Origin of the sequence: Tenacibaculum sp. A30 (assembly GCF_051200845.1) — a bacterium.
Lineage (GTDB): Bacteria > Bacteroidota > Bacteroidia > Flavobacteriales > Flavobacteriaceae > Polaribacter.
Map to the genome: position 1 here is coordinate 2,618,792 of NZ_CP195160.1, position 25,137 is coordinate 2,643,928.

Annotated in this window: 25 protein-coding genes; 10 read left to right on the top strand and 15 right to left on the bottom strand. The window is 32.4% G+C overall.

What is annotated here, in order from left to right; genetic code table 11:
- Positions 1–5: 5 nt before the first annotated feature.
- From pdxH to ACR9ES_RS12610, 4 genes are all read right to left on the bottom strand, one after another.
- Entirely contained in the window at positions 6–653 is a 648-nt protein-coding gene (gene pdxH / locus ACR9ES_RS12595) for a pyridoxamine 5'-phosphate oxidase (protein WP_274635419.1), read from the bottom strand.
- 406 nt (positions 654–1,059) lie between these two features.
- Positions 1,060–1,488: a hypothetical protein gene (locus tag ACR9ES_RS12600; protein WP_274635317.1), complete on the bottom strand. Its 429-nt coding sequence runs from the start codon at positions 1,486–1,488 to the stop codon at positions 1,060–1,062.
- A gap of 204 nt (positions 1,489–1,692) precedes the next feature.
- Positions 1,693–2,463 carry a zinc ribbon domain-containing protein gene (locus ACR9ES_RS12605; RefSeq protein ID WP_435254439.1) on the bottom strand — a complete coding sequence of 257 codons (771 nt, stop codon included), beginning with the start codon at positions 2,461–2,463 and terminating at the stop codon, positions 1,693–1,695.
- Between the two features lie 3 nt (positions 2,464–2,466).
- Complete coding sequence (locus tag ACR9ES_RS12610) at positions 2,467–3,561, bottom strand: Nif3-like dinuclear metal center hexameric protein (protein ID WP_435254440.1); 1,095 nt, start codon at positions 3,559–3,561, stop codon at positions 2,467–2,469.
- Between the two features lie 101 nt (positions 3,562–3,662).
- Here ACR9ES_RS12610 and lpxK point away from each other — a divergent pair, with 101 nt between their 5' ends.
- On the top strand, positions 3,663–4,700 hold the full coding sequence (gene lpxK / locus ACR9ES_RS12615; RefSeq protein WP_435254441.1) for a tetraacyldisaccharide 4'-kinase: 1,038 nt from the start codon (positions 3,663–3,665) through the stop codon (positions 4,698–4,700).
- A gap of 2 nt (positions 4,701–4,702) precedes the next feature.
- Here the strand turns inward: lpxK and ACR9ES_RS12620 are convergent, their stop codons facing one another.
- The 4 genes from ACR9ES_RS12620 to ACR9ES_RS12635 all read right to left on the bottom strand — a co-directional run bounded on the left by ACR9ES_RS12620 (position 4,703) and on the right by ACR9ES_RS12635 (position 8,431).
- Positions 4,703–5,779, bottom strand: coding sequence for a mannose-1-phosphate guanylyltransferase (locus tag ACR9ES_RS12620; protein WP_435254442.1), 1,077 nt, complete (start codon positions 5,777–5,779; stop codon positions 4,703–4,705).
- Positions 5,780–5,789: 10 nt separating this feature from the next.
- A complete protein-coding gene (locus ACR9ES_RS12625) occupies positions 5,790–6,386 on the bottom strand; it encodes a SprT-like domain-containing protein (protein WP_435254443.1) in 597 nt (198 codons plus the stop codon).
- 139 nt (positions 6,387–6,525) lie between these two features.
- Positions 6,526–7,206, bottom strand: coding sequence for an SDR family NAD(P)-dependent oxidoreductase (locus tag ACR9ES_RS12630; protein WP_435254444.1), 681 nt, complete (start codon positions 7,204–7,206; stop codon positions 6,526–6,528).
- 172 nt (positions 7,207–7,378) lie between these two features.
- The gene (locus tag ACR9ES_RS12635; RefSeq protein ID WP_435254445.1) at positions 7,379–8,431 is read right to left on the bottom strand and encodes a glutaminyl-peptide cyclotransferase; all 1,053 of its coding nucleotides are present in this window, start codon (positions 8,429–8,431) and stop codon (positions 7,379–7,381) included.
- Between the two features lie 194 nt (positions 8,432–8,625).
- Between ACR9ES_RS12635 and ACR9ES_RS12640 the strand changes: the two genes are divergently transcribed.
- The 3 genes from ACR9ES_RS12640 (at position 8,626) to ACR9ES_RS12650 (ending at position 11,604) form a co-directional block, all read left to right on the top strand.
- The gene (locus tag ACR9ES_RS12640) at positions 8,626–8,877 is read left to right on the top strand and encodes a type B 50S ribosomal protein L31 (RefSeq protein WP_133537019.1); all 252 of its coding nucleotides are present in this window, start codon (positions 8,626–8,628) and stop codon (positions 8,875–8,877) included.
- Between the two features lie 95 nt (positions 8,878–8,972).
- The gene (locus ACR9ES_RS12645; protein ID WP_435254446.1) at positions 8,973–10,508 is read left to right on the top strand and encodes an FMN-binding glutamate synthase family protein; all 1,536 of its coding nucleotides are present in this window, start codon (positions 8,973–8,975) and stop codon (positions 10,506–10,508) included.
- Between the two features lie 10 nt (positions 10,509–10,518).
- Positions 10,519–11,604, top strand: a complete 1,086-nt coding sequence (locus tag ACR9ES_RS12650) for a methyltransferase (RefSeq protein WP_435254447.1) — start codon at positions 10,519–10,521, stop codon at positions 11,602–11,604.
- Positions 11,605–11,639: 35 nt separating this feature from the next.
- Here ACR9ES_RS12650 and ACR9ES_RS12655 read toward each other — a convergent pair whose 3' ends face one another.
- The 7 genes from ACR9ES_RS12655 to rlmH form a co-directional block, all read right to left on the bottom strand.
- Positions 11,640–12,809, bottom strand: a complete 1,170-nt coding sequence (locus tag ACR9ES_RS12655; protein ID WP_435254448.1) for a histidine decarboxylase — start codon at positions 12,807–12,809, stop codon at positions 11,640–11,642.
- A gap of 231 nt (positions 12,810–13,040) precedes the next feature.
- Positions 13,041–14,078, bottom strand: coding sequence for a M28 family metallopeptidase (locus tag ACR9ES_RS12660; RefSeq protein ID WP_435254449.1), 1,038 nt, complete (start codon positions 14,076–14,078; stop codon positions 13,041–13,043).
- 66 nt (positions 14,079–14,144) lie between these two features.
- Positions 14,145–14,942: an ABC transporter ATP-binding protein gene (locus ACR9ES_RS12665; RefSeq protein ID WP_435254450.1), complete on the bottom strand. Its 798-nt coding sequence runs from the start codon at positions 14,940–14,942 to the stop codon at positions 14,145–14,147.
- A gap of 6 nt (positions 14,943–14,948) precedes the next feature.
- Positions 14,949–15,980 (bottom strand): FecCD family ABC transporter permease, encoded by a 1,032-nt coding sequence (locus ACR9ES_RS12670; RefSeq protein ID WP_435254451.1) that lies wholly within the window; start codon positions 15,978–15,980, stop codon positions 14,949–14,951.
- Positions 15,981–16,559, bottom strand: coding sequence for a non-canonical purine NTP diphosphatase (locus tag ACR9ES_RS12675; RefSeq protein WP_435254452.1), 579 nt, complete (start codon positions 16,557–16,559; stop codon positions 15,981–15,983).
- 137 nt (positions 16,560–16,696) lie between these two features.
- Positions 16,697–17,548: a hypothetical protein gene (locus ACR9ES_RS12680; protein ID WP_274634846.1), complete on the bottom strand. Its 852-nt coding sequence runs from the start codon at positions 17,546–17,548 to the stop codon at positions 16,697–16,699.
- A 91-nt stretch (positions 17,549–17,639) separates the two neighbouring features.
- Positions 17,640–18,113, bottom strand: coding sequence for a 23S rRNA (pseudouridine(1915)-N(3))-methyltransferase RlmH (gene rlmH, locus ACR9ES_RS12685; RefSeq protein WP_274634847.1), 474 nt, complete (start codon positions 18,111–18,113; stop codon positions 17,640–17,642).
- A gap of 163 nt (positions 18,114–18,276) precedes the next feature.
- Here rlmH and nadC point away from each other — a divergent pair, with 163 nt between their 5' ends.
- The 6 genes from nadC (at position 18,277) to folE (ending at position 25,090) form a co-directional block, all read left to right on the top strand.
- Entirely contained in the window at positions 18,277–19,137 is an 861-nt protein-coding gene (gene nadC / locus ACR9ES_RS12690; RefSeq protein ID WP_435254453.1) for a carboxylating nicotinate-nucleotide diphosphorylase, read from the top strand.
- A gap of 16 nt (positions 19,138–19,153) precedes the next feature.
- Entirely contained in the window at positions 19,154–21,256 is a 2,103-nt protein-coding gene (locus tag ACR9ES_RS12695) for a M3 family metallopeptidase (RefSeq protein WP_435254454.1), read from the top strand.
- Complete coding sequence (locus tag ACR9ES_RS12700) at positions 21,257–21,826, top strand: pentapeptide repeat-containing protein (RefSeq protein ID WP_435254455.1); 570 nt, start codon at positions 21,257–21,259, stop codon at positions 21,824–21,826.
- Between the two features lie 67 nt (positions 21,827–21,893).
- Positions 21,894–22,829 carry a YihY/virulence factor BrkB family protein gene (locus ACR9ES_RS12705; protein ID WP_435254456.1) on the top strand — a complete coding sequence of 312 codons (936 nt, stop codon included), beginning with the start codon at positions 21,894–21,896 and terminating at the stop codon, positions 22,827–22,829.
- 155 nt (positions 22,830–22,984) lie between these two features.
- Positions 22,985–24,349: a histidine--tRNA ligase gene (gene hisS / locus ACR9ES_RS12710; RefSeq protein WP_435254457.1), complete on the top strand. Its 1,365-nt coding sequence runs from the start codon at positions 22,985–22,987 to the stop codon at positions 24,347–24,349.
- 72 nt (positions 24,350–24,421) lie between these two features.
- Entirely contained in the window at positions 24,422–25,090 is a 669-nt protein-coding gene (folE, locus tag ACR9ES_RS12715; RefSeq protein ID WP_435254458.1) for a GTP cyclohydrolase I FolE, read from the top strand.
- Positions 25,091–25,137 lie beyond the last annotated feature (47 nt).

Consider the following 25,137-nt stretch of genomic DNA (forward strand, 5'->3'; position numbering starts at 1 on the left):
TAAAACTAAGGAGCCAAACGTTCAAGTTTCCAAGAAAAATCTTTTTGTAAGGTGTATCGAATGCGATCGTGCATACGATTTGGGCGTCCTTGCCAAAACTCAATAGAAACAGGTTTTACTAAAAAGCCCCCCCAGTGTTCAGGCCTTGGAATTTCTTGATTTTCAAATTGTTTTTCAAAAGAAACTAACCTTTGGTCTAGTTCTTCACGTGATGTAACTACGTTACTTTGTTCAGAAGCCCAAGCTCCTAATTTGCTTCCATCGGGTCTCGATTCAAAATAGCCATCAGATAGGTTTTCTGACAATTTTTCGGCAGTACCTTTAATAATGATTTGTTGCTCTAAACCAGACCAAAAGAACGATAAACACACTTGATTGTTGTTTAAAATAGCTCTCCCTTTTTCTGAATTGTAATTGGTATAAAAAATAAACCCTTCCCAAGTATATTTTTTTAACAAAACAACTCTACTTTTCGGAAAACCATCTAGCCCTATAGATGCTATAGTCATAGCATTGGCTTCGTCTACCAACTCAGATTCGTCGGCAACAAAAAACCAATCTCTAAATAACTCAATTGGATTTTCAGGACAGTTGCTTTCTAACAACTCTTTTTTCTCGTAAGATTTTCTGTAGTCACTTAAATCGTGTGCCATTACTGTTAATTTATACTATGTAAAAGTACAATTTTATCAGATGTTTTGCTGTTTTTACGTTTTAATATTTAACAAACTTTACATAAAGAGGAGTTAGAAAGGTGCTTGCTGAAATAGTGTTTAGTATGAGTTTTGAAAATGAAATAAAAGGATGGTTGAGGTTTTTAGAATTGTCTTTTTAACCATTTTTTTGAAACATATCCTGAATACCCATCTACAATTACTTTATAAAAAGTATTGTTATATTTTTCTTAAAAATGTCGGATGTTTTGTGCTCTTTTAAAGAATTAATAAATTCTGATATTTCAGTTTTATTTTCAGCGTTTAATATTTTATTCAGTTTTTCTTTTAAAATTATTAGTTCAGTCATCTTGTAGGTATTTTTTATAGTATAGGTACCGTACGTTTACTGAATAATAAAAAATCTGAAAATAAGGTTCTTTTTGGCTATGTTGTATAAATGAATAAATATTTCGTTCTGTATTTTTGTATGAGTGGTTTCTGCTAAATGAATGAATAATAAATAATTAGTAAAAATAGTAGCAAATAGTAATCCTATGTTTTCTGCTACATAAAAATTATTCGATTTAATAATCAAGTATATGATGATTAAAAGAGATGCAAAGGGTATAATCAATGCAAAATTAGGTGTGATTTTCTGTCTAACCCAAATTTGTTCATCATAAAAGTCAATTTTCGTTTTATTATGAAAAAAAGTAGTTGATATTTTAACTGTATCTTTTCTTTTCCCTGAGAAAAAGTCTTTTTCTAAAAGTTTTTCAGCATCTGCTTTTTCTTTTATAGAAATCGGATACTCTTTGTATAGGTTTTTCATAAAATTTTGTTTTCACGAATGTTTGCCAACTTGTTATATATCAACAAAAAGTTTGTCTGGTTTATATTTCGGGATAAAAGAAGCTTTAGCAATTTTATTCCTTTTCATTTTACGAACTAAATATAGTAAAAAAAGAAATATAGCTTTTTGTAAAATAAAAAAGCCCTCTAAAAAGAGGGCTTGAAATATATGGTAGAAAAAATATTAAGCGAATAAACTATCAATCTTTTCTTTTTCTTCTTGTGCTAAAGCGGCATCAACTAAGATACGTCCACTGTGCTCGTCAATTGTAATTTTCTTACGGTTAGCAATTTCTAACTGCACCTGTGGTGGAATGGTAAAGAAAGAACCTCCAGCAGCACCACGCTCAATAGCTACAACAGCTAATCCGTTACGAACTTTAGTTCTAATTCTTTTATAAGCAGATAATAAGTGATCGTCGATAGATTGAGCGAACTCTTCTGATTTTTCTTTTAATAACTGCTCTTCTTTTTCAGTTTCTTTTAAGATAGCATCTAATTCACCTTTTTTGTGAGTTAAATGGTTTTCTTGTTGTGCTAATTTCTCTTTAGTATTGTCGATAACCTCGTTCTTTTGAGCGATTTTAGCTTTGAATTCTTTAATTCTTTTTTCTGATAATTGAATTTCTAATTCTTGATATTCAATTTCTTTTGTTAAAGATTCAAATTCACGGTTATTACGAACGTTTTTTTGTTGTTCTTCGTATTTTTTAATTAATGTTTTAGACTCGTCAATAGCTGATTTTTTATTGCTAATATCAGTTTCTAAATTTTTAACATCTTCAGCTAAATTAGAAAGTCTCTTGTTTAATCCGGCAACTTCATCTTCTAAATCTTCAACTTCTAAAGGTAATTCACCGCGAACGTTTCTAATTTCGTCAATTCTAGAATCGATTAACTGTAAATCATATAACGCTCTTAATTTTTCTTCTACCGTTACTTCTTTTTTTGCCATCTGTTAAATATAGTATATTGGATTTGTACTCTTTTCGCTTAAAATAATTGCAAAAGTACTAAATTTTTTGTTAAGATAATCAACTAAAAGATTTTTTGTAAATTGTTCGCTTTCATAATGTCCAACATCGGTAAGTAAGATACTTTTTTCTGCCTTAAAAAACTCATGATACTTAAAATCAGCACTTATGTAAGCATCGGCGCCAGCTCGCAAGGCATTTTTAATAGCAGAACTTCCTGAACCTCCAAGTACAGCGACTTTTTTAATAGGTTTGTCAAGCAATTCTGAATGTCGTACACAGCCTGTTTTAAAGGTTTCTTTTACAAATAATAAAAAGTCTTTTTCATTCATTGATGAAGGAAGTTCTCCAATCATTCCCATGCCTACATGTTGGTTTTGATTATCTAAGGTAATTACTTCGTAAGCAACTTCTTCATACGGATGATTTTTAAAGAGAGCGGAAAGTATTTTTCCTTCTAAAAAAGCATCAAAAGTAACCGTAATACAGGTTTCTTCTTCAAACATCAATTCTCCTTTTTTACCAACAGTCGGATTTGAGTTTTCGTTGCCTCTATAACTTCCTTTTCCTTCTATATTAAAAGAACAGTTGTCATAATTACCAATATTTCCTGCGCCCGCTTCAAATAGTTTTTCGCGTAAATTAGTAGCCTCTGCAAACGGAACATAAGTCGTTAATTTTTTAATGATTCCTTTTTTAGGAATGAGCGTTTTCATGTTTTCTAGTCCTAAAACTTCTCCCATTTTAGCCGAAACTCCATTGTTAACATTATCTAAAGCTGTATGTGTAGCATAAATAGCAATGTTATGTTGAATAGCTTTTAACACGACGCGTTCTACATAATTGTTACCATTGATTTTTTTCAAACCACTAAATACAATTGGGTGAAAGCTTACAATAAGATTACAATTTTTGGCAATTGCTTCATCTACTGTTTCTTCAAGCGTGTCAAGTGTGACTAAAACTCCAGTAACTTCAGTAGTATAGTTCCCTATTAATAAGCCTACATTGTCAAAATCTTCAGCATACGAAAGCGGAGCTAGTTGTTCAATGTAGTTGGTAACGTCTTTTATTTGCATTTGGGTAATTTTCAAAGTATTAATATAGCAAAGTTACAAAGTAGAAAAATGAAAATAAAAGTATCCTGTAGATTAATGCTTAAATTATTACTTTTGATGTAATGAAGCTACTTCGATTTTTATTATTTCCGTTTGCTGTTTTGTATGATGTAATTACGAGGATTCGTAATTGGTTTTTTAATGTAGGCATTTTAAAATCTACTTCTTTTGATATTCCTGTAATTGCTGTTGGTAATTTGAGTGTAGGAGGAACAGGAAAATCTCCTCAGATTGAATATTTGATACGATTACTGAAAGATGATTATAATACTGCTGTTTTAAGTCGTGGATATAAACGTAAAACAGAAGGATTTCAGTTAGTAAATGACACACATACTGCAGAAGATGTAGGTGATGAACCTTTACAGTTTTATAAGAAGTTTAAAAAAGATGTTACCATAGCTGTGGATGCTGATAGAACTAATGGAATTCAACAGTTGTTACAGCTCAATAATCCGCCAGAAGTAGTGTTGTTGGATGATGCTTATCAGCATAGAAAAGTAACGGCGAGTAGCTATATTTTACTAACCAAGTATAACGATTTATTTGTAGATGATTTTGTATTGCCTACAGGGAATTTGCGAGAAAGTAGGAGAGGAGCTAAACGGGCTAGTGTGATTGTGGTTACGAAATGTCCTGAGAATTTATCGAAGACAGAACAAGAAAAGATAGTACGAAAGATAAAACCGAAATCGTATCAAAAAGTGTTCTTTACAACGATTGTTTATGATGAGAATTTAAAAGGAACAAAAGAGTTAACAATTGATGATTTACAGGGTAAGGAAGTTTTGTTAGTTACGGGAATTGCGAATCCGACTCCTTTATTGAGTTTTTTGAAAGAAAAGAAAGTAAGTTTCAAGCATCTAAACTTTCCTGATCATCACAATTTTACTCAACAGGATATTGAGAACATTAAAAAATCTTATGAAGCATTAGCTTCTCAACAAAAAATCATACTAACTACCGAAAAAGATTATATGCGTTTAGAAGGAAAGATTGATCCTCTTAATTATATTTCTATAAAAAGTGAGTTTCTTAATGGAGGTGAGCAGTTTGATAAAGCTATTTTAGAAAGCTTAAAAAACTTTAAAAGGAATTAATTTTACACATACTTTTCTCCAAAAGTATCTTTAGCCTCTTCTCGAAGTTGTTTAATGTCTTGCTCGTCTTTGCGTGGACAAATAACTAACACATCGTCTTTTTCTATAATAATAAAATCTTGTAGCCCTTGAACTACTACTTTTTTACCATTTTTAGTGCTAACCATATTTCCGTTGGCATCTTTAAAAATAGTTGTGGCTCCAACGGTTGCATTTTGGTGAGTATCTTTACCAAGTTTGTTATATAAAGAACCCCAAGTGCCCAAATCATCCCAACCAAAATCTACAGGGAGTACGTGTACTTTTTCAGAGCGTTCCATAATCCCGAAGTCGATAGAAATGTTTTCACACTTTTCATAATTGCTATTGATGAAATCGTCTTCAAAATCGGTATTATAAACATTCGTTCCATCATCTAAAATAGCAACCATTTCAGGAAGATGTTTTTTAAAGGAATCTAAAATACTAGCAACAGACCAAACAAAAATACCAGCATTCCATAGATAATCACCACTCGCTAAAAATTGAGTAGCTTTTTCTAGGTTTGGTTTTTCGGTAAACGTTTGTACTTTTTTTATTTCAGAAGAGTTTTCTTCAAATTGAATATAACCATACCCTGTATTTGGGTTATTCGGTTGTATTCCTAGAGTCATCAGCATATCTTCTTTAGTACAAGCGTTAAAAGAAGTCTCTATGTTTTTAAGGAATTCGGTTTCGTTTTCTATCCAATGATCTGACGGAGCTACCAACATCACAGCATTTTCATTTTGCTGACGAATTTTTAATGCAGCATACAAAATACAAGGAGCAGTATTACGCATTGTGGGTTCAAGTAGCACTTGTTTACTGCTGATTTTAGGAAGTTGCTCTAATACCAACTCTTCATAACGTTGATTCGTAGCAATTAAAATGTTTTCAGAAGGAATTAACTGATTAATTCTACTAAAAGTTCTTTGCAGTAAAGATTCACCAGTTCCTAATAGGTCGTGAAACTGTTTTGGGTACTTTTCGGTACTTACTGGCCAAAGACGTGAACCTACACCTCCCGCCATAATTACTGCATAATAATTACTGCTCATACTGTTTTATTTATTTTGAAGCTACTAGTTCCACTTCTGCATTTTGATTGAATAAATACACGCGTTTGTTACTCAAATTTAAGCATTCATAGCGTTTTCTTCGTTTGCTTCCTCTTTTGTACAGCGTCTCTTTAAATTGAAAAATGCTTCCGTTAGGAATTTCAAAGATAAAATTCTTTCCGTCTTCAGATTTTCCTCTTCGTAAAGCTAGCGATAAATTCACATCAGTATCTGTACTTGCCTTTGGGTTTTTTAGGTAATTAGCTAAATAAGGTAATATATCTTTCGGATAAATTGCTGGTTGTAAAAAAGGCAGCATTAAATGTTGAAAAACCGTTTTCCACTCTTTACCATGAGGTTGTACTCTTCCAAATTTTTGATAGGTAACATGGTGTGCAATTTCATGAATTAAAGTCAACAAAAACTGATAAGGATTTAAGTTGTTATTCACTGTGATTTGCATATGACCGTTGGGTAGTCGACGAAAATCACCATGTTTGGTTTGACGTTCGCTTACTATTTTTAAGTTGATTTTATGCTCAATAATTAAATATTCAACTAAGGGAATAGCTTCTTCAGGTATGTATTTAATCAGTGTTTTTTTCAAAAGTTAGTTCGAGTGGTTTTTATTTTGAAATAAAATGGGAAAATAAAAATTGTATCGAGAACTAGCTACTACTTCACGATACAATTTTCTTTTCAGCTATGTTGAACGAAAATCACTCGAAGTGACAGTCGTTATTTTTCTATGGAGTAGAACTAGAAACTTGTAATACTTTTCCGTTATAGTATTTGTTGCCTGTTAAAGCGAAATCAAAAATATAGTTAGCCATTTCTTTAGCTGATAAAGTTGCTTCATATCCAGGGAAAGCCTCTTCTAACATTTCTGTTTGTACAGCTCCTAAGGCTAATACATTAAAAGCTATTTGCTGTTCTTTATATTCTTCGGCTAATAATTCTGATAAGGTTATTACAGCACCCTTGGCAGAACTATAGGCAGCTAATCCAGGGAATTTCATGCTTCCTTGTATTCCGCCCATACTACTCACTGTTACTACATGACTTCCTTGTTGCATAAAAGGTAGTAGGTTTTTAGTCAACTGAGCAACGGCAAAAACATTCACTTTATAAACCTCTTCAAAATCTTGCGTAGTTAATTGTTCAAAAGGTTTGTTAATCAATTTTCCTGCATTATTGATAAGAATATCTACCTTTTTCCATTCTATTGAAACAAAATCAACTGCTTTTTTTATGTCATTTTCGTTAGATAAATCAACTGAAATAGTTGTAATATTAGAGTGATTTATTTGCTCTAAAGGTTTTGTGTTTCTTGATAGAGCTAAGACTAGATGTCCTTGATTAGCAAACTGCTGAGCTAATTCAAATCCAATACCTCTACTAGTTCCTGTGATAACAATATTCTTCATGTAATTGTCAAAATTTAAAAGGGCAAGCTACATAAAAATCACTACATTTAGTGTCTAATCATTCTTAAATTATCATGAAAAATGAAGTAGTTTATAAAAAAATAAGAATGAATAAAAAATCCCGTTTCTTAATTATTTAGGAAACGGGATTTTTTTATTTTTAACGAAGAGGTTATTGTTTGATCAACTCAATTTCAAACAACTTTCCCCAATGTTTTCCGGTAACAAACAAACGATTATTTTCAGCATCGTAAGCAATTCCGTTTAAAACCTCGTCTTGATCTAAAGTTTGTTCTTTTAAAATAACATCACGTAAATCATCTAAACCAATTAAGCCTTCAACTGCACCGCTGTTAGGATCTATAATGGCAATGGTAGCTTTACCTTTTCCGTCAGTTTTCCAGTAATTAGAAAAGATTTTACCGTCTATATACTCTATTTCATTCAGCTTGTCTAATGCTCTATCGTGAGTGTACACCTGAATACTTCTTTTTTCTTGTAGGTTTTCAGGGTTTAAAAACCAAATTTTGTTAGTTCCGTCAGTTTTTATTAATTCAGAATCGTTGTGTGTTAATCCCCAACCTTCATTACTGTTGTTATAATCGAAAGAACCAAGTTGTTTAAAAGTTTCTAAATCATAGATGAAACCTTTGCGAGATTGCCATGTTAACCAATAGATTTTATTATTGAAAATGGTCATTCCTTCTCCAAAGTATTTCGCATCTAAATCAATTTTTTGTAAAACTTTTCCAGTTTTAATCTCCACTTTACGTAAAGTAGATTGACCTCTACGTCCTGTACTTTCATATAAATATCCGTTTTTATACTCTAATCCTTGAGTATAAGCTTCTTTGTCGTGCGGATAGGTGTTAAGAAGTTTGTAAGAATAGACTTTTGGAGCTTTTTTTGCTAAAACTTCAATAGAATTGTTTAGTTTTTTAGATTTATTCGGATAAAAAGCCAAGGCTGTAACCGCATGTTTACCTACACTAAAATCGGCTGTGTTAATGATAACACTAGGTTCGTTTTTATTAACACGTTTGTTGTTTACATATAACTGAACAGAATCTATTTGATTACCTTCTAATTGTTCAAATTTTATCGCTGCTTTTTCACCTAAAGTAGTTTTCTTTGTTGTATCAAGTTTGAATTTGTAATTAGTATCACTACAAGAAGTTATCAATAAAGTAGTTAGTCCTAAAGTTAAAAATGTATAAAAACGCATATATTAAAAGTTGTTTTCTGTGATTTAAAATCTTGTTGTACAAATTAAAGCAAATTATTTGTTTGCAAATTAAAAAAAAGGGTTAAATTTGCACCCTCAAAGAGCCATTGCAGGTTTTTGAATTATGAAATGATTATAAAGATTTACCAACTTTATATTTTTCAACAAAAATAAAAGATTTAAATTTACAAGAGATGAAAAAAGGTATACATCCAGAAAATTATAGAATGGTAGCGTTTAAAGATATGTCTAACGGAGATGTTTTCTTAACGCGTTCAACTGCTAATACAAAAGAAACTTTAGAAGTAGATGGTGTTGAATATCCATTAATCAAATTAGAAATTTCAAGAACTTCACATCCTTTCTACACAGGTAAGTCTAAGTTAGTAGATACAGCAGGACGTATTGATAAGTTCAAAAATAAGTACGCAAAATTCAAAAAGTAATTTTACGTATTTAATATATACGAGAAGCTCTGGCTATGTGTCAGGGCTTTTTTTATAGTTTAAAATCGTATTTTTGTCCCCAAAAAAATAAAGAAATGAGAGATACTATCTTATCTGTAGTTTTAGCCATTAATATTCTGTGCGGAGTATTAGTATACTTTATGCCAGATATGGGAAATGTAATATTGTTAACAATAGCAACAGCTGTTACTTCATTAGCAATATATGATGCTTTTATTCAGAAGAAACACTCGCTTATGAGAGCGTTTCCTGTCATTGCTCGTTTGCGATGGGTCTTTGAAGAAGAACGTGAAAAAATTCAGCAATACTTTATTGAAGATGATTTAAACGGAAAACCAATTAACCGTGAAAAGAGAAGTATTGTTTATCAACGTTCAAAGGAAGAGATAGAAACCGTGCCTTTTGGTACGCAACATAACGTATACGCAAAAGGGTATGAGTTTGTAAAGCATTCATTATTTCCTAAAGATCACCACAATGTTGGTGGAGATCGAGTTTTAATAGGTTCTGATAAGTGTACACAAAAATACGATGCTTCTATCGTTAATATTTCTGCGATGTCTTTTGGTTCGTTAAGTAAAAATGCTATTATGGCATTGAATCAAGGAGCGAAAATGGGGAATTTTGCACACAATACAGGTGAAGGAGGAATCTCTCCGTATCACTTACAAGGAGGAGATCTTATTTTCCAAGTAGGAACAGGATATTTCGGAGCAGGAAAAAGTGTAGACGGAAGACGTGTTTTTGATCCTGAAGTTTTTAAGCAAAACGCGGTTAGACCAGAAGTAAAAATGGTTGAAATAAAGCTTTCTCAAGGAGCGAAACCTGGTCATGGAGGAATTTTACCTGCAAAGAAAAACACGAAAGAAATTGCAGCAATTCGTGCAATAGAACCTTTTACACGAGTAGATTCGCCTCCAGGTCATGATGCGTTTTCTAGTTTTGAAGAAATGATTGAATTTATTCAACAAGTTAGAGAGCTATCGGGAGGAAAACCGGTAGGAATTAAGTTTTGTGTAGGAGATAATGAAGAGATAGAAGCCATGATTAAAGCATTCGCTGATGCTAATAATTACCCTGACTTTATAGCTGTTGATGGAGGAGAAGGTGGTACTGGTTCTGCACCATTAGAGTTTTCAAACTACATAGGAACTCCGTTGTTAGAAGGACTTTCTTTTGTGAATAAAACATTGAAAAAATACGGATTAAAAGGACAAATAAAAATAATAGCAAGTGGAAAAGCTATTGATGCTTTTGATATTATTAAATATTTGGCTTTAGGTGCTGATGCTATTGGAATGGCGCGTAGTTTTATGTTAAGTTTAGGGTGTATTCAAGCTCGTGAATGTAACATGGATACATGTCCGGTAGGAGTAGCAACTCAAGAGAAAGATTTGGTAAAAGCTTTGGTTGTTGAGTATAAGAATGTACGTGTAAGAAATTACCATAATAAAACCATTAAAGCTGTTAAAGAAATGACAGCGGCAATGGGGAAAGAGTCTATCACAGAAATTGAATCAAAACACATTTTTAGGAGAGATAGAGGAGGAGAAATTACGTCGTTAGATAAGATTTATTTCCCGGAAGAAGAAGATGTGTTAATGTATTAAAAACAGTTTGTTGGAGTTTAATTCTCAAACATATCAGTTAGAGCGTTACCCAAAAACGTTCGATAAAAGTTTGCGAGCTTGGAGTAATGCCGAACTGTTGGTGTTAGATTATGTTTCTGATAGAGACATAGAAACAGTACATGTTTTTAATGATCGTTTCGGAGTGTGGAATTGTGTTTTGCACGATAAAAAAGTCACTACAGTTTGGACGTATGCAAGCCAACAGAAAGCAATTTGTCAAAATTTAGAATTGAATAAATTATTTGTTGAAGTTGACTATAAAACTCCTTTAGACGATTTACAGAGTGTTGAGTTAGCACTAATTAAAATTCCGAAGTCGATAGAATTGTTTGAGTTGTTCTTACAACAAATTCACAAAGCTTCACATGAAAATACTGAAGTAGTTTGCGGGTTTATGACCAAATATTTTTCAACTTCTTTTATAAAGGTTGCTGAGCAGTATTTTGAAGAGGTAACTCAGTCAAAAGCGTGGAAAAAAGCACGATTATTAGTGTTGAAATCGCCTAAAAAATCACTTCCGAAGAAAGAATTTATCAATACAATTTCATGGAAAGATAAAACTCTTCAACAATATTACGGAGTGTTTTCTTCAGGAAGTATCGACATTGGTACCCAATTTTTTTTAGAGAATTTAGAATTAAAATCTGACGAGTTAAAAGTGTTGGATGTTGCTTCAGGGAATGGTATCATCGCTTATGAAGTAACGAATCAAAATTCTGATGTAGAAGTAACTTTAGTAGACGATTTTAACTTGGCTATTGAATCATCTAAAATAAACTTAGAAGGAAAAAAAGCACAGTTTGTGTGTGATGATACTTTAGGAAAATTAGATAAAAACTCGTTCGATTTAGTGGTGTCAAATCCGCCTTTTCATTTTGAACATGAAAATAATATAGAAGTAGCACTCAATCTTTTTAGAGGTGTAGAAAATTGTTTAAAAGTAAACGGAAGGTTTTTATTAGTTGCTAATTCGCATCTAAATTATAGTACACATCTCAATCAATTGTTTGCTTCGGTAAGTATATTGAAACAGAATAAAAAGTTTCAAATTATAGAATGTATAAAAAAACGCTAAGAAAATTCTTAGCGTTTTTTTGTTTTGTTAGGGCTCTAACTTAATGAAAAATCATAGGAAAACTCTTCTTCAATAATTTGTTCGGTGCAATTTTTTAAATCGCTTACAAATTCATCAATCTGTGCTTTGGTTACATTGGGCATACAAATTACGTGAGAAATAGCTCCTTCGGTAGCTAATTGCCATTTGTCTTTTATACTTTTTGGAGTTTTTGGTAATACCACAGTAATCGCATTTGGGTTTCTCCAAGCATTTATTCCAATTTTTTGTAATTCAGCTTCGCAATATTCAGCAATAGCTAAACTATGCTCATAACGTTGTTGTAAGCCCTCAACTCCTAATTGCTTTAAGGCATACCATAAGAATAAAGGAGAATGGCCATTACGAGAACCTGTAATGGTAGTATCAAACGAACCGATATAAGAAATTCCCTTGGCAATTCTATCTCTGTTAGATCGTTTAGCCATTAATACTCCAGTAGGAATAGGAGAGCCTATAAATTTATGTCCACTGATAGAAATACTATCTGCACCATCCATAAAGTCAAAAGGTAAACGAGGCTGCATAAACGGACCAAATGATCCAGCCAAAGCAGCATCACAATGAATATAATGGTCTTGAATAGCGAGGTTGCTTAAAATTCCTTTAATTTTAGCTATATCGTCTTTTGCTTCTTTCATAGTTGTCCCAAAAGTTGCCAACACGATTACTGGCTTATGACGATTCATACGAACAGTATTTTCAAAATCTTCATAATCCATTTCTCCATTTTCTTGCGATTTAATTACAATACTTGGGATGTTTAATAAATGGATATTCTTTCGAACACTGTAATGCGTAGACTCAGAATAGTATACCATGGCTTTCGGAAATAACTCGCGAGCGATATACAATCCGTATAAATTACTTTCAGAACCACCGTTGGTTACATATCCCCAAAAATCTTTCGGATTTGCTCTGAATAACTTAGCGAAAAAGGCGATAACCTCACGTTCCATTTCATGAGTTTGTACGCGGTAAGTACCTTGCTCAAAAGGATCTCCAAGGTTGTTAATTGGATATTGAAAGAATTTATTTAGTTCAGAATAGTCAAAATCTTTTGATACAGGATAGCCTAAAAAAGTATCACGAGCACTACTTAATTCTTGCTCTAGTTTATGTAGTTTCTCTTGATTTTCTACTGATAATTTTTGCTCGTTTGCCATGAGTGAAATTTTAAGCGCGCAAAAGTATGTTAAACAATAGTATTTGTCATTTAAAATATTAAAAGTTAGATTATTTTTCTAATAAAAATATTTTAACCGTTAAATAATCTGTTTTGAACTCTTGATACTAGTTTTTAATGAAGGATTTTAATCTGAGTTAATAGTTAAGCATAAAAAAAGCTCATCAATTTGATGAGCTTTTATAACTTGTAATTTAAATTTGGATAGACCTTAGTTTGCAGCTTTATCAACAACAAGGCGATTTTCACGGTTGGCAACTTCCCAAGCAGTATGAAAAACTAAACGAGTTCTTTTTTCTAACATCTCGTAGTTAATCTTGTCAGGAGTGTCGGTTGGTCTGTGATAGTCGTCATGTGTTCCGTTAAAGTAAAAAATAACAGGAATATTATGCTTTGCAAAGTTATAATGGTCTGAACGATAGTAAAAACGGTTAGGGTCATTATCATCGTTATATTTATAGTCTAAGTTAATATTAGTGTACTTTTTATTCATTGCTTCAGAAACGTTATGCAATTCAGTACTTAGCTTGTCTGCTCCAATTAAATATATATAGTTCGGATTTCCTTTATGGTGATCGTCAACTCTACCAATCATATCCATATTTAGGTTGGTAACTGTATTCTCTAATGGGAAAATTGGGTTTTCAGAATAGTATTTAGACCCTAATAATCCTTTTTCTTCTCCAGTAACGTGTAAAAATAAGATAGAACGTTTTGGACCTTTACCAGCATCAGCAGCTTGTTTAAAAGCTTCAGCAATTTCTAAAATAGCTACTGTTCCAGAACCGTCGTCATCAGCACCGTTGTAGATTTCACCATTTTTAACTCCCTCATGGTCTAAATGAGCTGAAATAACAATTATTTCTTCTGGCTTTTCAGATCCTTTGATGTATGCAAGAACGTTTTCAGAATCTTTTAAAATGATTCCTCTACGGTTATTGCTTAAATATTCAGAAGGTACTTCTTGATAATAATCATCGCCACCTAGCGGAGAAGCAATTCCTTGACTTACGTAGAAATCTTTTAAATACTTTACTGCTTTTTTCTGTCCAGGTTCACCAGTATTTCTTCCTTCAAATTCATCCGAAGCATAAATAAATAAGTGTTTACCTAAATCTTTAGCAGTAATAGTTTTGGCATATTTAGCAGCAAAATCAGTGGTAGTATCATTGTCAGTGCTAGCTGTGTCTTTGCTAGAACCACATGCTACCAATGCAATTGCACCTGCCATGTAAAGTAATTTTTTCATCAATAATTAAGGTTTGTTTAGTTTGATTAGTTTCCAAATGTAACAAATTGTTACAGGGATTCAAATTTAATTTTTCTTAATAACGAATTGTTCTAACGTTTTGTTAAAACTTATAAGTTCTTTCGGAAAAAGTTCTTCAAAAGCATTTTGCTCAATCAATTCCTGAGAAGTTCCAGTATATAATTGATTTTCTGAAAGTAAAATGAACTCATCTGCTAATTGAATAGCTAGGTTTACTTCGTGTGTAGAAATGATGATAGTTTTACCAGTCTTTTTCACTAGTTTTTTTAGTAATGAAAATACTTTAAAAGTATGGTGTATGTCTAGGTGAGCAGTAGGTTCGTCTAAGATAATAATTTCGGTATCTTGAGCTAAAGCTCGAGCAATTAATACACGTTGCAGTTGACCATCACTTAACTCGTAAAATCGTTTGTCTTTTATATGGGTGATTTCAGTTTGTTCAATCGCCCAAAGTATTTTTTTTAGGTGCTCTTGAGTAAGTTTGTCAATCCAGTTAGTATAAGGTTGTCGTCCCAATGCAACCAATTCAAAAACGGTGAGCTGACTTAAAGGTAAACGCTCGGTAAGTACTAAGCTTAAACAAGTTGAAAGTTCTTGGTTCGAATAAGAAGAAAGTTCTTTTTGGTTAATTTTTACGATACCTTTCAGTGGTTTTTGAACTTTAGAAAGTGTACGTAGTAAAGTAGATTTTCCAATTCCATTTTTACCCAATAATGCAACAAATTTTCCTTTTTCAATTGCAATATTTATGTCTGAAGCAATAATTGTTTGTTGCTTTTTTGACTGATAGCCAATGGTTAATTGTTCAGTTTGTAGTACGGTATGTTTTTCAGAATTTATCAAAACGACTTATACGTATATTTTCTTTTTTCTAACGAGTAACCAAATTACAATAGGAGCTCCAAACAATGAGGTTATAGCGTTAATAGGTAAGGTGTATTCACTCGTTGGTAACTGTGCTATACAGTCGCAAATTAGTAAAACAATTGCTCCAATCAAAGCAGCGGATGGGAGTAGTATTTTGTGATTTGAGGTTGAAAATAACATTTTAGCTATATGTGGAACTGCTAACCCAACAAAGGCTATAGGACCAGAAAAAGCGGTGATAACCCCAGTAAGAATACTTGTAATTAGTAAAATGATGTTTCTGCTTTTTTTAATGTTTATTCCCAGACTTTGTGCGTAATTTTCACCTAAAAGAAAACTGTTTAAAGGTTTTATGACCGAAAAAGTCCCAAGTATACCAACAAGATAAATAAGGCCAAAAATAGAAAGTTCTTCCCAAGTTAGATTTCCTAAACTTCCAAAGCTCCAAAACAAGTATTGTTGTATTTGTTCTGCTTGACTAAAAAAGGCAAGCACACTAATTACTGCCGATGTTAAAGAGCCAAACATTAATCCAATAATAAGTATAGACATGGTATTTCGAACTCTATTGGCAGCAATAATCACCGCAGAGAGCACAAAAAATGACCCAATACTAGCAGCAATTGCCAAAGCCCAATTAGAAAACATTGATGTTAAAAAGAAACCTCCAAAAACGCTGGCTCCTAAAATAAGTAATGCAACACCTAAACTAGCACCAGAAGAAATACCCAAAACAAAAGGACCTGCTAGCGGGTTTCTAAATAAAGTTTGCATTAACAAGCCACTTATAGATAAACCAGATCCTACTAATATTGCAGTAATAGCTTTTGGTAAGCGATAGCTTATAATAATGGTTTCCCAACTACTTTTTGATGCAACACCTCCTGATAATAAGTTGAAAATTTCTTTTATGGGGATAGAAACAGAACCTAAACTAATATTGGTAATAAATAAAATAACCAGTAGTACAAACAGGAGTGTAAAATGTGTTGTGTATGTTTTTGATACGTTCAACTAGCTCATCGATTTTAGAAATGAAACTAATTGCTGAATAGCTAATCCTCTATGGCTAATTTTGTTTTTTTCTTCTGCTGTCATTTCAGCAAAAGAGTTGTTATAACCTTCAGGTTGAAAAATAGGGTCGTAGCCAAAACCTTGCTCACCTTGTTTTTCAGATAGAATTTGTCCCTTACACACGCCGTCAAATAAAAATTGTTCTCCGTTTAAGTTTAAACAAACCGAGGTTCTAAACTGAGCGTCTCTATTAGTTTTGTTGTGTAATTCGTTTAAGAGTTTTTGCATGTTGTTCTCTGCATTGGTAGGTTCACCTGCATATCGTGCAGAATACACTCCAGGAGCCCCGTTTAAAGCAGGAACTTCTAAACCTGTGTCATCAGCAAAACAGTTGTAACCGTATTTTTCGCTAATGTGATTGGCTTTAATTTGAGCATTTCCTTCTAAGGTTGTTGCTGTTTCTTCAATATCATCAAAACAATTAATATCTTTTAAAGAAAGTAACTCGATAGTAGTAGGAAGCATTTTTTGTACTTCAGCAAGTTTATTTAGGTTGTTAGTAGCAAAAACTAATTTCATGTATTGGTAATTAACTAAAGCAAATGTATTCAATTTTTATCATCTTTACTGTTGTTTTTCTTATTTGTAGAAGGAATACAGTTGCATAAAGCGTTCACATAGAAAAATAAAAAAGAGGCTTTAAAGCCTCTTTTTTTTTATCCTTTAATTTTTGATAATTCAAGTTTTTTAGCGTCTATTTCGTTTTCTATTTTAAGTAAACGAGTTTCGATTTGGCTGATGATAGCTTCTTTTCGTTCGATACTTTCTTTAGAAGTAGAAGCGTCTTTTTTAGCTTCTTCTAGTTTAGATTTCATTTTTGCTAAACCTTCTTTTCCACTAATCAAAATTTCTTCATTAATGCTAATATCATCTTCAAGATCACTTATTAATGTGTTTTTCTCTTTGCTAATGTTTTGCTCCTTAGCCTTAATTTGATTGCTTAATTGCTTCAGTTTTTCTTCTTCTAAACGTAAAGCTTCTTGTTCTTTTAAGTAAGCAAGCTCTCTAGCTTTTCTTTCTTCGTCTAATTTTTTACGAGCATCTTCTAATTTTTGCTTTTGTAAAAGAATTTCTTTTTGTTCACTACTAATGTTGTCTTCGTATACAATACTTGTGTTTTGAGCAGGAGTTTCAGTCTTTTCTGTTGTAGGTTGCTCTTTTTTTAGTTTTCTAGCTAGTTTTTTTTCAAGAGAAGCTAAATCTTGTTTGTGTAAATCAATTTGAGAATTTAATTTGGTAAGTCTTCGTTGCATATTTGCAACAATTTTTTCTTTTCTCTCTACTTCTTCTTTTGTGGCTTTTTTACTTTTCTTAAAGTTTTCTAAGTTTGCTTTTACACGTTTTAAAGCGCTAACGCCACTCATTAAAATTTCTTCATTAGCACTAATTTGATTTTTCTTGTGTTTAACCTGAGTCTTTAACGTTTTAACGTCACTTTGCGCATAAATTTGTTGTGAGCAAATAAAGGTTATAAAGAAGATAGATGCTAATATTCTTAATGTTTTCATATTTAATAAGTTTAATTTTTTGGGGCGCAAAAGTACAGCTTATTACTAAAAGAACATTGCTTTATATGGCTTTTTTGAAAAAGGAAATAATTTACTCGTGATGATACGGTTCGTTACGAAGAATAGTAAATCCGCGATAAATTTGCTCCACAATAAATAAGCGAATCATTTGATGAGAAAAGGTCATTTTTGATAACGATAATTTTCCCTGTGCTTTAGTATACACAGCCTCAGAAAAACCATAAGGGCCGCCAATAACTAATACTAATTGTTTAATGCCAGAATTCATTTTCTTCTGAAGATATTGCGAAAACTCCATAGAAGTATGTTGTTTTCCTTTGTCGTCTAATAAAACTAGTTGGTCGGTAGCTTGTAGTTTAGATAGAATTAATTCTCCTTCTTTTTCTTTTTGCTGAGGCTCGCTTAAGTTTTTAACATTTTTAATATCAGGAATAATTTCCAACTCAAACTTTACATAATGTTTTAATCGGTTTTGATATTCGTCAATTAATTGCTGTAACTGCTTATTGTCAGTTTTACCTATGGCGAGTAGTTTTATTTTCATAATGTCACTTCGAGTGATTTTCGATTTTAAGAGAAAATTATATCGAGAAGTTTTGATATCGCAATGTTCTCGGTACAAATTTATTCGTTTTTAACTCATAAATTCACTCGAACCGACAGAAAGTTTAAAATCATTAGTATTTTTACGTCAATAATTCAATACTATGATTTCACAAGAACAATTTAATAAAGAGTTAGATTTAATTATAGCAAATGCTATTAGAGAAGATTTAGGCGATGGCGATCATACTTCATTATCATGCATACCTGCCGATGCAACAGGAAAAGCAAAATTATTAGTAAAAGACGAAGGAATAATAGCCGGAGTAGAATTTGCTAAAATGGTGTTTAACTATGTAGATGCCGATTTAAAAGTTGAAACGTTGATTAATGATGGATCACCTGTAAAGTACGGAGATATTGTTTTTTATGTATCAGGAAAATCACAGTCTATTTTAATGGCAGAACGTTTGGTACTAAACGCAATGCAACGTATGAGTGCTATTGCAACCAAAACTAAGTTTTTTGCCAATTTGTTAGAAGGAACTAAAACCAAGGTGTTAGATACTCGTAAAACTACACCAGGAATTCGTGCTTTAGAAAAATGGGCGGTAAAAATAGGTGGTGGTGAAAACCACCGATTCGCTTTATACGATATGGTAATGATTAAAGACAATCACATCGATTTTGCTGGAGGCATTACTCAAGCAATTACGAAAACTAAGAAGTATTTAGCTGAAAAAGGGCTGGATATTAAAATAATTGTAGAAGCACGTAGCCTAGAAGAAATTGAAGAGATTTTACAAAACGAAGGTGTATACAGAATTTTGATAGATAACTTTAATTATGAGGATACCCGTAAAGCAGTTGAGTTGATTGGAGAGCAATGTTTGACAGAATCTTCAGGAGGAATTAACGAAAAAACCATTCGTAAGTATGCAGAGTGCGGAGTGGATTTTATCTCATCAGGAGCCTTAACACATTCGGTTTACAATATGGACTTAAGCTTAAAAGCAGTCGAATAATATAACTTACTACATCATGAAAAAACAACTATTACTTATAGCAACACTGGTTGTAGCTATGTCATGTAAAACAGAAGGAACAAAAAAAGAAGCCACTTCGAATATGGTAGAAAATCCATTATTAGTTAAAAGTTCTTTAGATTTTGGAGCACCAGATTTTACTAAAATAAAGAACGAACACTTTATGCCTGCAATTTTAAAAGGTATGGAAGTTCAAAATGAAGAAATAGCTAAAATTATAGCAAATACAGAAGCGCCAACATTTGAAAATACAATTGTTGCACTTGAAGAAAGTAGTAAAACATTAGACAATACTACATCGGTTTTTTATGCATTAGCTGGAGCGCATACAAATGATACGATTAAAGAAAATCAAAAAGAATTAGCGCCTAAGTTTTCTAAACACAACGATGAAGTTTTATTAAACACTAAGTTGTTTGAAAAAATAAAAGCGGTATACGATAATGTAGAAAATCTTGATTTAGATGCTGAGTCTAAACACTTGGTAAAAGAGTATTACAAAAACTTTGTAAAAGCAGGAGCTAACTTATCTGAAGAAAAGAAAAACGAGTTAAAAGAAATCAATGCTGAGTTAGCAAGTTTATCTAACGACTTCGGAAAAAAGTTATTAGATGCTAGTAAAAAAGGAGGTTTAACAGTTACCGATAAAGAGCAGTTAAAAGGACTTTCAGAAGAAACAATTAAAGGTTTAGAAAAAGACGGGAAGTATGAAATACAACTGATTAATACTACACAACAACCGTTATTACAAACTTTAGAAAATAGAGAAGTTCGTAAAGAGTTGTTTGAAAAATCAATTCACAGAACTGACGCAGGTGAGTACAACACAAGCGACTTGGTAAAGAAAATGGCTTTGTTACGTGCTAAAAAGGCGCAAATTTTAGGTTTTGACAACTTTGCAAGCTGGAGTTTACAAGGAACAATGGCTTCTACACCTGATAAAGTATTTGAAATGTTCAACGGATTAATTCCAGGGTCGTTAGCAAAAGTAGCTGCTGAAACGAAAGAGATTCAAGCAGAAATCAACAAAGAAGGAAACGATTTTACTTTAGCACCATACGATTGGAATCATTTTGCTGAAAAAGTACGTAAGTCTAAATACAACTTAAACGAAGATGAGGTAAAACCATACTTTGAGTTAACCAACGTATTAGAAAAAGGGGTGTTTTATGCAGCTACAAAATTATACGGAATCACCTTTAAAAAGCGTACCGATATTCCTACTTATCACCCAGATGTAGTAGTGTATGAAATCTTTGAAGAAGACGGAAGCAAGTTAGGATTGTTCTACGGAGACTTCTTTGCAAGAGACAGTAAGCGCGGTGGCGCGTGGATGGGAGCTTTTGTAAAGCAATCGAAATTAAGAGGTCAAAAACCAGTAATTTACAACGTTTGTAACTACCCTAAACCAGCAGAAGGAGAACCAGCATTAATCAGCTTTGATAATGTAGAAACTACCTTCCATGAGTTCGGACATGCGTTACATGGTTTATTCGGAAATCAAAAATATGCATCAATTTCAGGAACAAGTACGGCAAGAGACTTTGTTGAGTTTCCTTCGCAATTCAATGAAAACTGGGCAACACATCCAGAGGTGTTAAATAACTATGCTTTACATTATAAAACAGGAGAAGTGATTCCAGATGCGTTATTACAAAAAATTAAGAATGCAGGAACGTTCAATCAAGGATATTCAATTATTGAAAACTTAGCATCTTCTAATTTAGATATGCAATGGCACACTATTTCAGTAGATACAAACATTGAAGATGTAGCTAAATTTGAAGAAGAAGCATTAGCTAAAATGAAGTTAAAGATTGATGAGGTGCCACCAAGATATCGTTCAACATATTTCGCACACATTTTTAGCGGAGGATATGGTGCAGGATACTACTCGTATTTATGGACAGAAATGTTAAGTCACGATGCCTATGATTGGTTTAAAAACAACGGATTGTTAACTAGAGAAAACGGTCAGAAGTTTAGAGAGCAAATCTTATCGAAAGGAAACACGATGGACTATGCAGAAATGTATAAAGTTTTTGCAGGAAGAGATCCACAAGCTGAACCAATGCTAAAAGCGAGAGGATTACAATAAATGAATGATTTCTTTGACAACGAAACGTTCACAAAAGCTGATTTTACACTAACAAAAATCAACAAAGGAGAATATGACAGCTGTACGTTCGAGAATTGCAATTTCGAGAACGTACATGCTTCAAATATCGAATTTTTAGAGTGTGAGTTTATCAACTGTAATTTTAGCAATACAGTGGTAGACCACACTTCTTTTAAAGATTGCACTTTTGAAAATTGTAAAATGGTTGGGGTAAAGTTTAATGAATGCAACAACTTTTTGCTAGAAATGAGTTTTCATAACTGCCAACTAAACTTATCTTCTTTTTACCAATTAAAAATTCCTACTACAAAATTTATAAGTTGTAATTTGCAAGAAGTAGATTTTGTTGAAGCTGACCTAAGTAGAGGTCTCTTTAAAGATTGTGATTTAAAAGGAGCAATTTTTGATCAGACGAATTTAGAAAAAGCAGACTTTACAACTGCCACTAATTTTGTGATCGATCCTGAAAATAATAGTATTAAAAAAGCGAAATTTTCTAATGAGAATATTGCAGGATTGTTATATAAATATGATATTGTGGTGGAGTAAAGTTTGAAAGTGAAAAAGAAAAATTAAAAGCTAATAGCATAGAGCCAAAAGCCAACAGCTAACGAAAATGACAAAACCAATAGAAGATAACCTTGAAAAGATTCCAGTAATAAACAGGTTGGTAGCCTTTGGAAAGAAAATTAAAATTCCGGGGTTAGAAGGAATGTCTTTGTATGATGTACTCGAAATGTATGTTATAGGTATTGTAAAAGGAGCATTAACAACAAGGGCAGGAGGGATTGCTTTTAGTTTCTTTATGGCAATTTTTCCGTTTTTACTATTCATTTTAACACTTATCCCATATATCCCAATTGAAGGTTTTCAAGAAGGGCTACTTTCATTAATGCAAGAAGCATTGCCGCCTAAAACCTTTGAAGCGGTAGATCTTGTTATAAAAGATATTATTAACAATCAATATGGCGGATTGTTATCGTTTGGTTTTTTTGCATCTATTTTTTTAATGACGAATGGTGTAAATGCCATTTTTGGCGGATTTGAATATTCGTACCATGTCAAAGAAATGAGAAGTGTTTTTAAAGCCTATTTTATTTCTTTAGGCGTATCGTTACTTATGTCTTTTTTCTTAATCGTTACCGTAACGTTGATTATTTTTTATCAAATAGCGTTGACAAGAATCCATAAGTTTGGGTGGTTAAATACAGGAGATTTAGATTTGTTTTACTACGGAAGAGGTTTCTTGTTTCTTGTAATGATTTTTACCATTGTATCGCTACTCTTTAGATACGGAACCAAACAGGGTAAAGATGTAAAATTCTTTTCTCCAGGAGCTATTTTAACGACTGTTGTTTCGATGTTTACCTTTTACTTATTCGGAATTTATGTGGTGAAATTTGCTCAGTATAACCAATTATATGGTTCAATAGGAACCTTATTAATTTTGATGCTTTTTGTATGGTTAAACGCAATTATCCTACTCTTAGGTTTTGAGTTAAATGCTACGATTTACCGTTTAAAGCGTAAAAATAAAGCGAGAGCTAAATAATATTTTTCTTCATATTTTTTCGGATATTTGCAGGCTAAAATGCAAATCAAATTAGGAATTAACAATTACAAATTGTCAATTAATTCATAATTATAAATATACTTTAGTACTTAGTGTAACTAACGACTAAGAGCTAACGACTAAAAACTAATAAAATGAAACCAGGAATCCCAAAAGGAACAAGAGATTTTTCATCAACAGAAGTAGCAAAAAGAAATTACATTTTTAATACGATTAAACATTCGTTTGAAAATTTCGGATTTCAACCTATTGAAACGCCAAGTTTTGAAAATTCTGAAACTTTAATGGGGAAATATGGTGAAGAAGGAGATCGTTTAATTTTTAAAATTTTAAATTCTGGTGATTATTTAAAGAAAGTAGATGAAAACTTATTGGCAGATAAAAACAGTCAAAAAGTTACTTCAAAAATTTCTGAAAAAGCATTACGTTACGATTTAACAGTACCGTTTGCACGTTACGTAGTTCAACACCAAAACGAAATTACATTCCCGTTTAAACGTTACCAAATTCAACCAGTTTGGAGGGCAGATAGACCACAAAAAGGACGTTTCCGTGAGTTTTATCAATGTGATGCCGATGTGGTAGGAAGTACTTCATTATGGCAAGAAGTTGAATTTGTTCAATTATATGATACTGTTTTTAGTAAGTTAGGATTAAAAGGTACGACTATCAAAATCAATAACCGAAAAATCTTATCAGGAATTGCTGAGGTAATTGGTGCATCAGACAAATTAATAGATTTTACAGTAGCTTTAGATAAGTTAGATAAAATAGGAAAAGACGGTGTGGTTAAGGAGATGTTGGAGAAAGGAATTTCTGCTGAAGCCATTGAAAAAGTTGATCCGTTATTTAACTTTTCAGGAAGTAATCAAGATAAGTTAGCTTCTTTAGAGGCTATGTTACAAGGATCGGAAGAAGGTTTACAAGGAGTGGCTGATTTAAGAACTGTGGTTGATAGTGTTGAAAGCATTGGGTTAGATTCTGCAAGTTTAGAATTAGATGTAACCTTAGCTCGCGGATTGAACTATTACACAGGTGCTATTTACGAAGTAGCAGCGCCAGAAGGTGTAAAAATGGGATCTATCGGAGGTGGAGGTCGTTATGATGACTTAACAGGAATCTTCGGCTTAAAAGACGTTTCTGGAGTAGGAATTTCTTTCGGATTAGACAGAATCTACTTAGTAATGGAAGAATTAGGCTTGTTTGAAGCGGTAGAATTACCAAAACCTAAAGTATTGTTTTTAAATTTTGATGAAAATGAGAGTTTAGAAAAGGTAAAAATTATAAAAACATTACGTAGTAATGACATAAAGGCAGAGATGTATCCTGATGTTGCAACTAGTAATAATCAACAAAAAAAGCAGTGGAAATACGCTATAAATAGAGAAATTGAGTTTGTAGTAACTACTGTTGAAAACGGTACACTTGTTGTTAAAGATATGGTGGTTGGAGAGCAAACTACTTGTTCTTTAGACGAATTGATAAATAAAGTGCAGTAAATTACCAACAATGTTGTAAATTTGCGCCCTACTAATTTTTAGATAGAAATGTTTGAAGTGAACAGCAACAAAATGAATGACGATAGAATAGACGAAATAGGAGAGAACCACATCGGTACATCGGCAAAAACACCTTTACGTGCAGATGCTTTCGATATTTCTGACAAAGAAAAAATTGAAAAAATTCAAGAGAGTGTTAGAGAAATTCTTGAAACTTTAGGAATGGATTTAACAGACGATAGTATGAAAGGTACTCCTAAAAGAGTAGCTAAAGCTTTCGTTAATGAGTTGTTTATGGGATTAAATCCTGAAAACAAACCAGAGCCTTCTACATTTGACAATACCTATAAGTACGGTGAAATGTTAGTTGAAAAAAATATCATCGTGTACTCAACTTGTGAGCATCACTTATTGCCAATTATTGGTAGAGCTCACGTGGCGTACATTTCGAAAGGTAAAGTAATCGGTTTATCTAAAATGAATCGTATTGTAGAGTATTATGCTAAGCGTCCGCAAGTACAAGAGCGTTTAACGATGCAAGTAGTACAAGCAATGCAAGAAGCATTAGGAACGCAAGATGTTGCTTGTGTTATTGATGCTAAACATTTATGTGTAAACTCACGTGGTATTAAAGATATTGAAAGTAGTACAGTAACTGCTGAGTTTGGTGGAGCATTTAAAAACAAAGAAACCAAACGTGAATTTTTAGATTACATAAAATTAAACACTGATTTTCAATAGAAAATAAGTAATAAATAAACAAAAAGCGCATTCGAAAGAATGCGCTT

Excerpts from the sequence above, each read along its gene's own strand:
- pdxH (WP_274635419.1), bottom strand. The coding sequence starts at position 653 with ATGGCACACGATTTAAGTGACTACAGAAAATCTTACGAGAAAAAAGAG.
- ACR9ES_RS12600 (WP_274635317.1), bottom strand. The coding sequence starts at position 1,488 with ATGAAAAACCTATACAAAGAGTATCCGATTTCTATAAAAGAAAAAGCA.
- ACR9ES_RS12605 (WP_435254439.1), bottom strand. The coding sequence starts at position 2,463 with ATGGCAAAAAAAGAAGTAACGGTAGAAGAAAAATTAAGAGCGTTATAT.
- ACR9ES_RS12610 (WP_435254440.1), bottom strand. The coding sequence starts at position 3,561 with ATGCAAATAAAAGACGTTACCAACTACATTGAACAACTAGCTCCGCTT.
- lpxK (WP_435254441.1), top strand. The coding sequence starts at position 3,663 with ATGAAGCTACTTCGATTTTTATTATTTCCGTTTGCTGTTTTGTATGAT.
- ACR9ES_RS12620 (WP_435254442.1), bottom strand. The coding sequence starts at position 5,779 with ATGAGCAGTAATTATTATGCAGTAATTATGGCGGGAGGTGTAGGTTCA.
- ACR9ES_RS12630 (WP_435254444.1), bottom strand. The coding sequence starts at position 7,206 with ATGAAGAATATTGTTATCACAGGAACTAGTAGAGGTATTGGATTTGAA.
- ACR9ES_RS12635 (WP_435254445.1), bottom strand. The coding sequence starts at position 8,431 with ATGCGTTTTTATACATTTTTAACTTTAGGACTAACTACTTTATTGATA.
- ACR9ES_RS12640 (WP_133537019.1), top strand. The coding sequence starts at position 8,626 with ATGAAAAAAGGTATACATCCAGAAAATTATAGAATGGTAGCGTTTAAA.
- ACR9ES_RS12645 (WP_435254446.1), top strand. The coding sequence starts at position 8,973 with ATGAGAGATACTATCTTATCTGTAGTTTTAGCCATTAATATTCTGTGC.
- ACR9ES_RS12655 (WP_435254448.1), bottom strand. The coding sequence starts at position 12,809 with ATGGCAAACGAGCAAAAATTATCAGTAGAAAATCAAGAGAAACTACAT.
- ACR9ES_RS12660 (WP_435254449.1), bottom strand. The coding sequence starts at position 14,078 with ATGAAAAAATTACTTTACATGGCAGGTGCAATTGCATTGGTAGCATGT.
- ACR9ES_RS12675 (WP_435254452.1), bottom strand. The coding sequence starts at position 16,559 with ATGAAATTAGTTTTTGCTACTAACAACCTAAATAAACTTGCTGAAGTA.
- ACR9ES_RS12680 (WP_274634846.1), bottom strand. The coding sequence starts at position 17,548 with ATGAAAACATTAAGAATATTAGCATCTATCTTCTTTATAACCTTTATT.
- rlmH (WP_274634847.1), bottom strand. The coding sequence starts at position 18,113 with ATGAAAATAAAACTACTCGCCATAGGTAAAACTGACAATAAGCAGTTA.
- nadC (WP_435254453.1), top strand. The coding sequence starts at position 18,277 with ATGATTTCACAAGAACAATTTAATAAAGAGTTAGATTTAATTATAGCA.
- ACR9ES_RS12695 (WP_435254454.1), top strand. The coding sequence starts at position 19,154 with ATGAAAAAACAACTATTACTTATAGCAACACTGGTTGTAGCTATGTCA.
- ACR9ES_RS12700 (WP_435254455.1), top strand. The coding sequence starts at position 21,257 with ATGAATGATTTCTTTGACAACGAAACGTTCACAAAAGCTGATTTTACA.
- ACR9ES_RS12705 (WP_435254456.1), top strand. The coding sequence starts at position 21,894 with ATGACAAAACCAATAGAAGATAACCTTGAAAAGATTCCAGTAATAAAC.
- hisS (WP_435254457.1), top strand. The coding sequence starts at position 22,985 with ATGAAACCAGGAATCCCAAAAGGAACAAGAGATTTTTCATCAACAGAA.
- folE (WP_435254458.1), top strand. The coding sequence starts at position 24,422 with ATGAATGACGATAGAATAGACGAAATAGGAGAGAACCACATCGGTACA.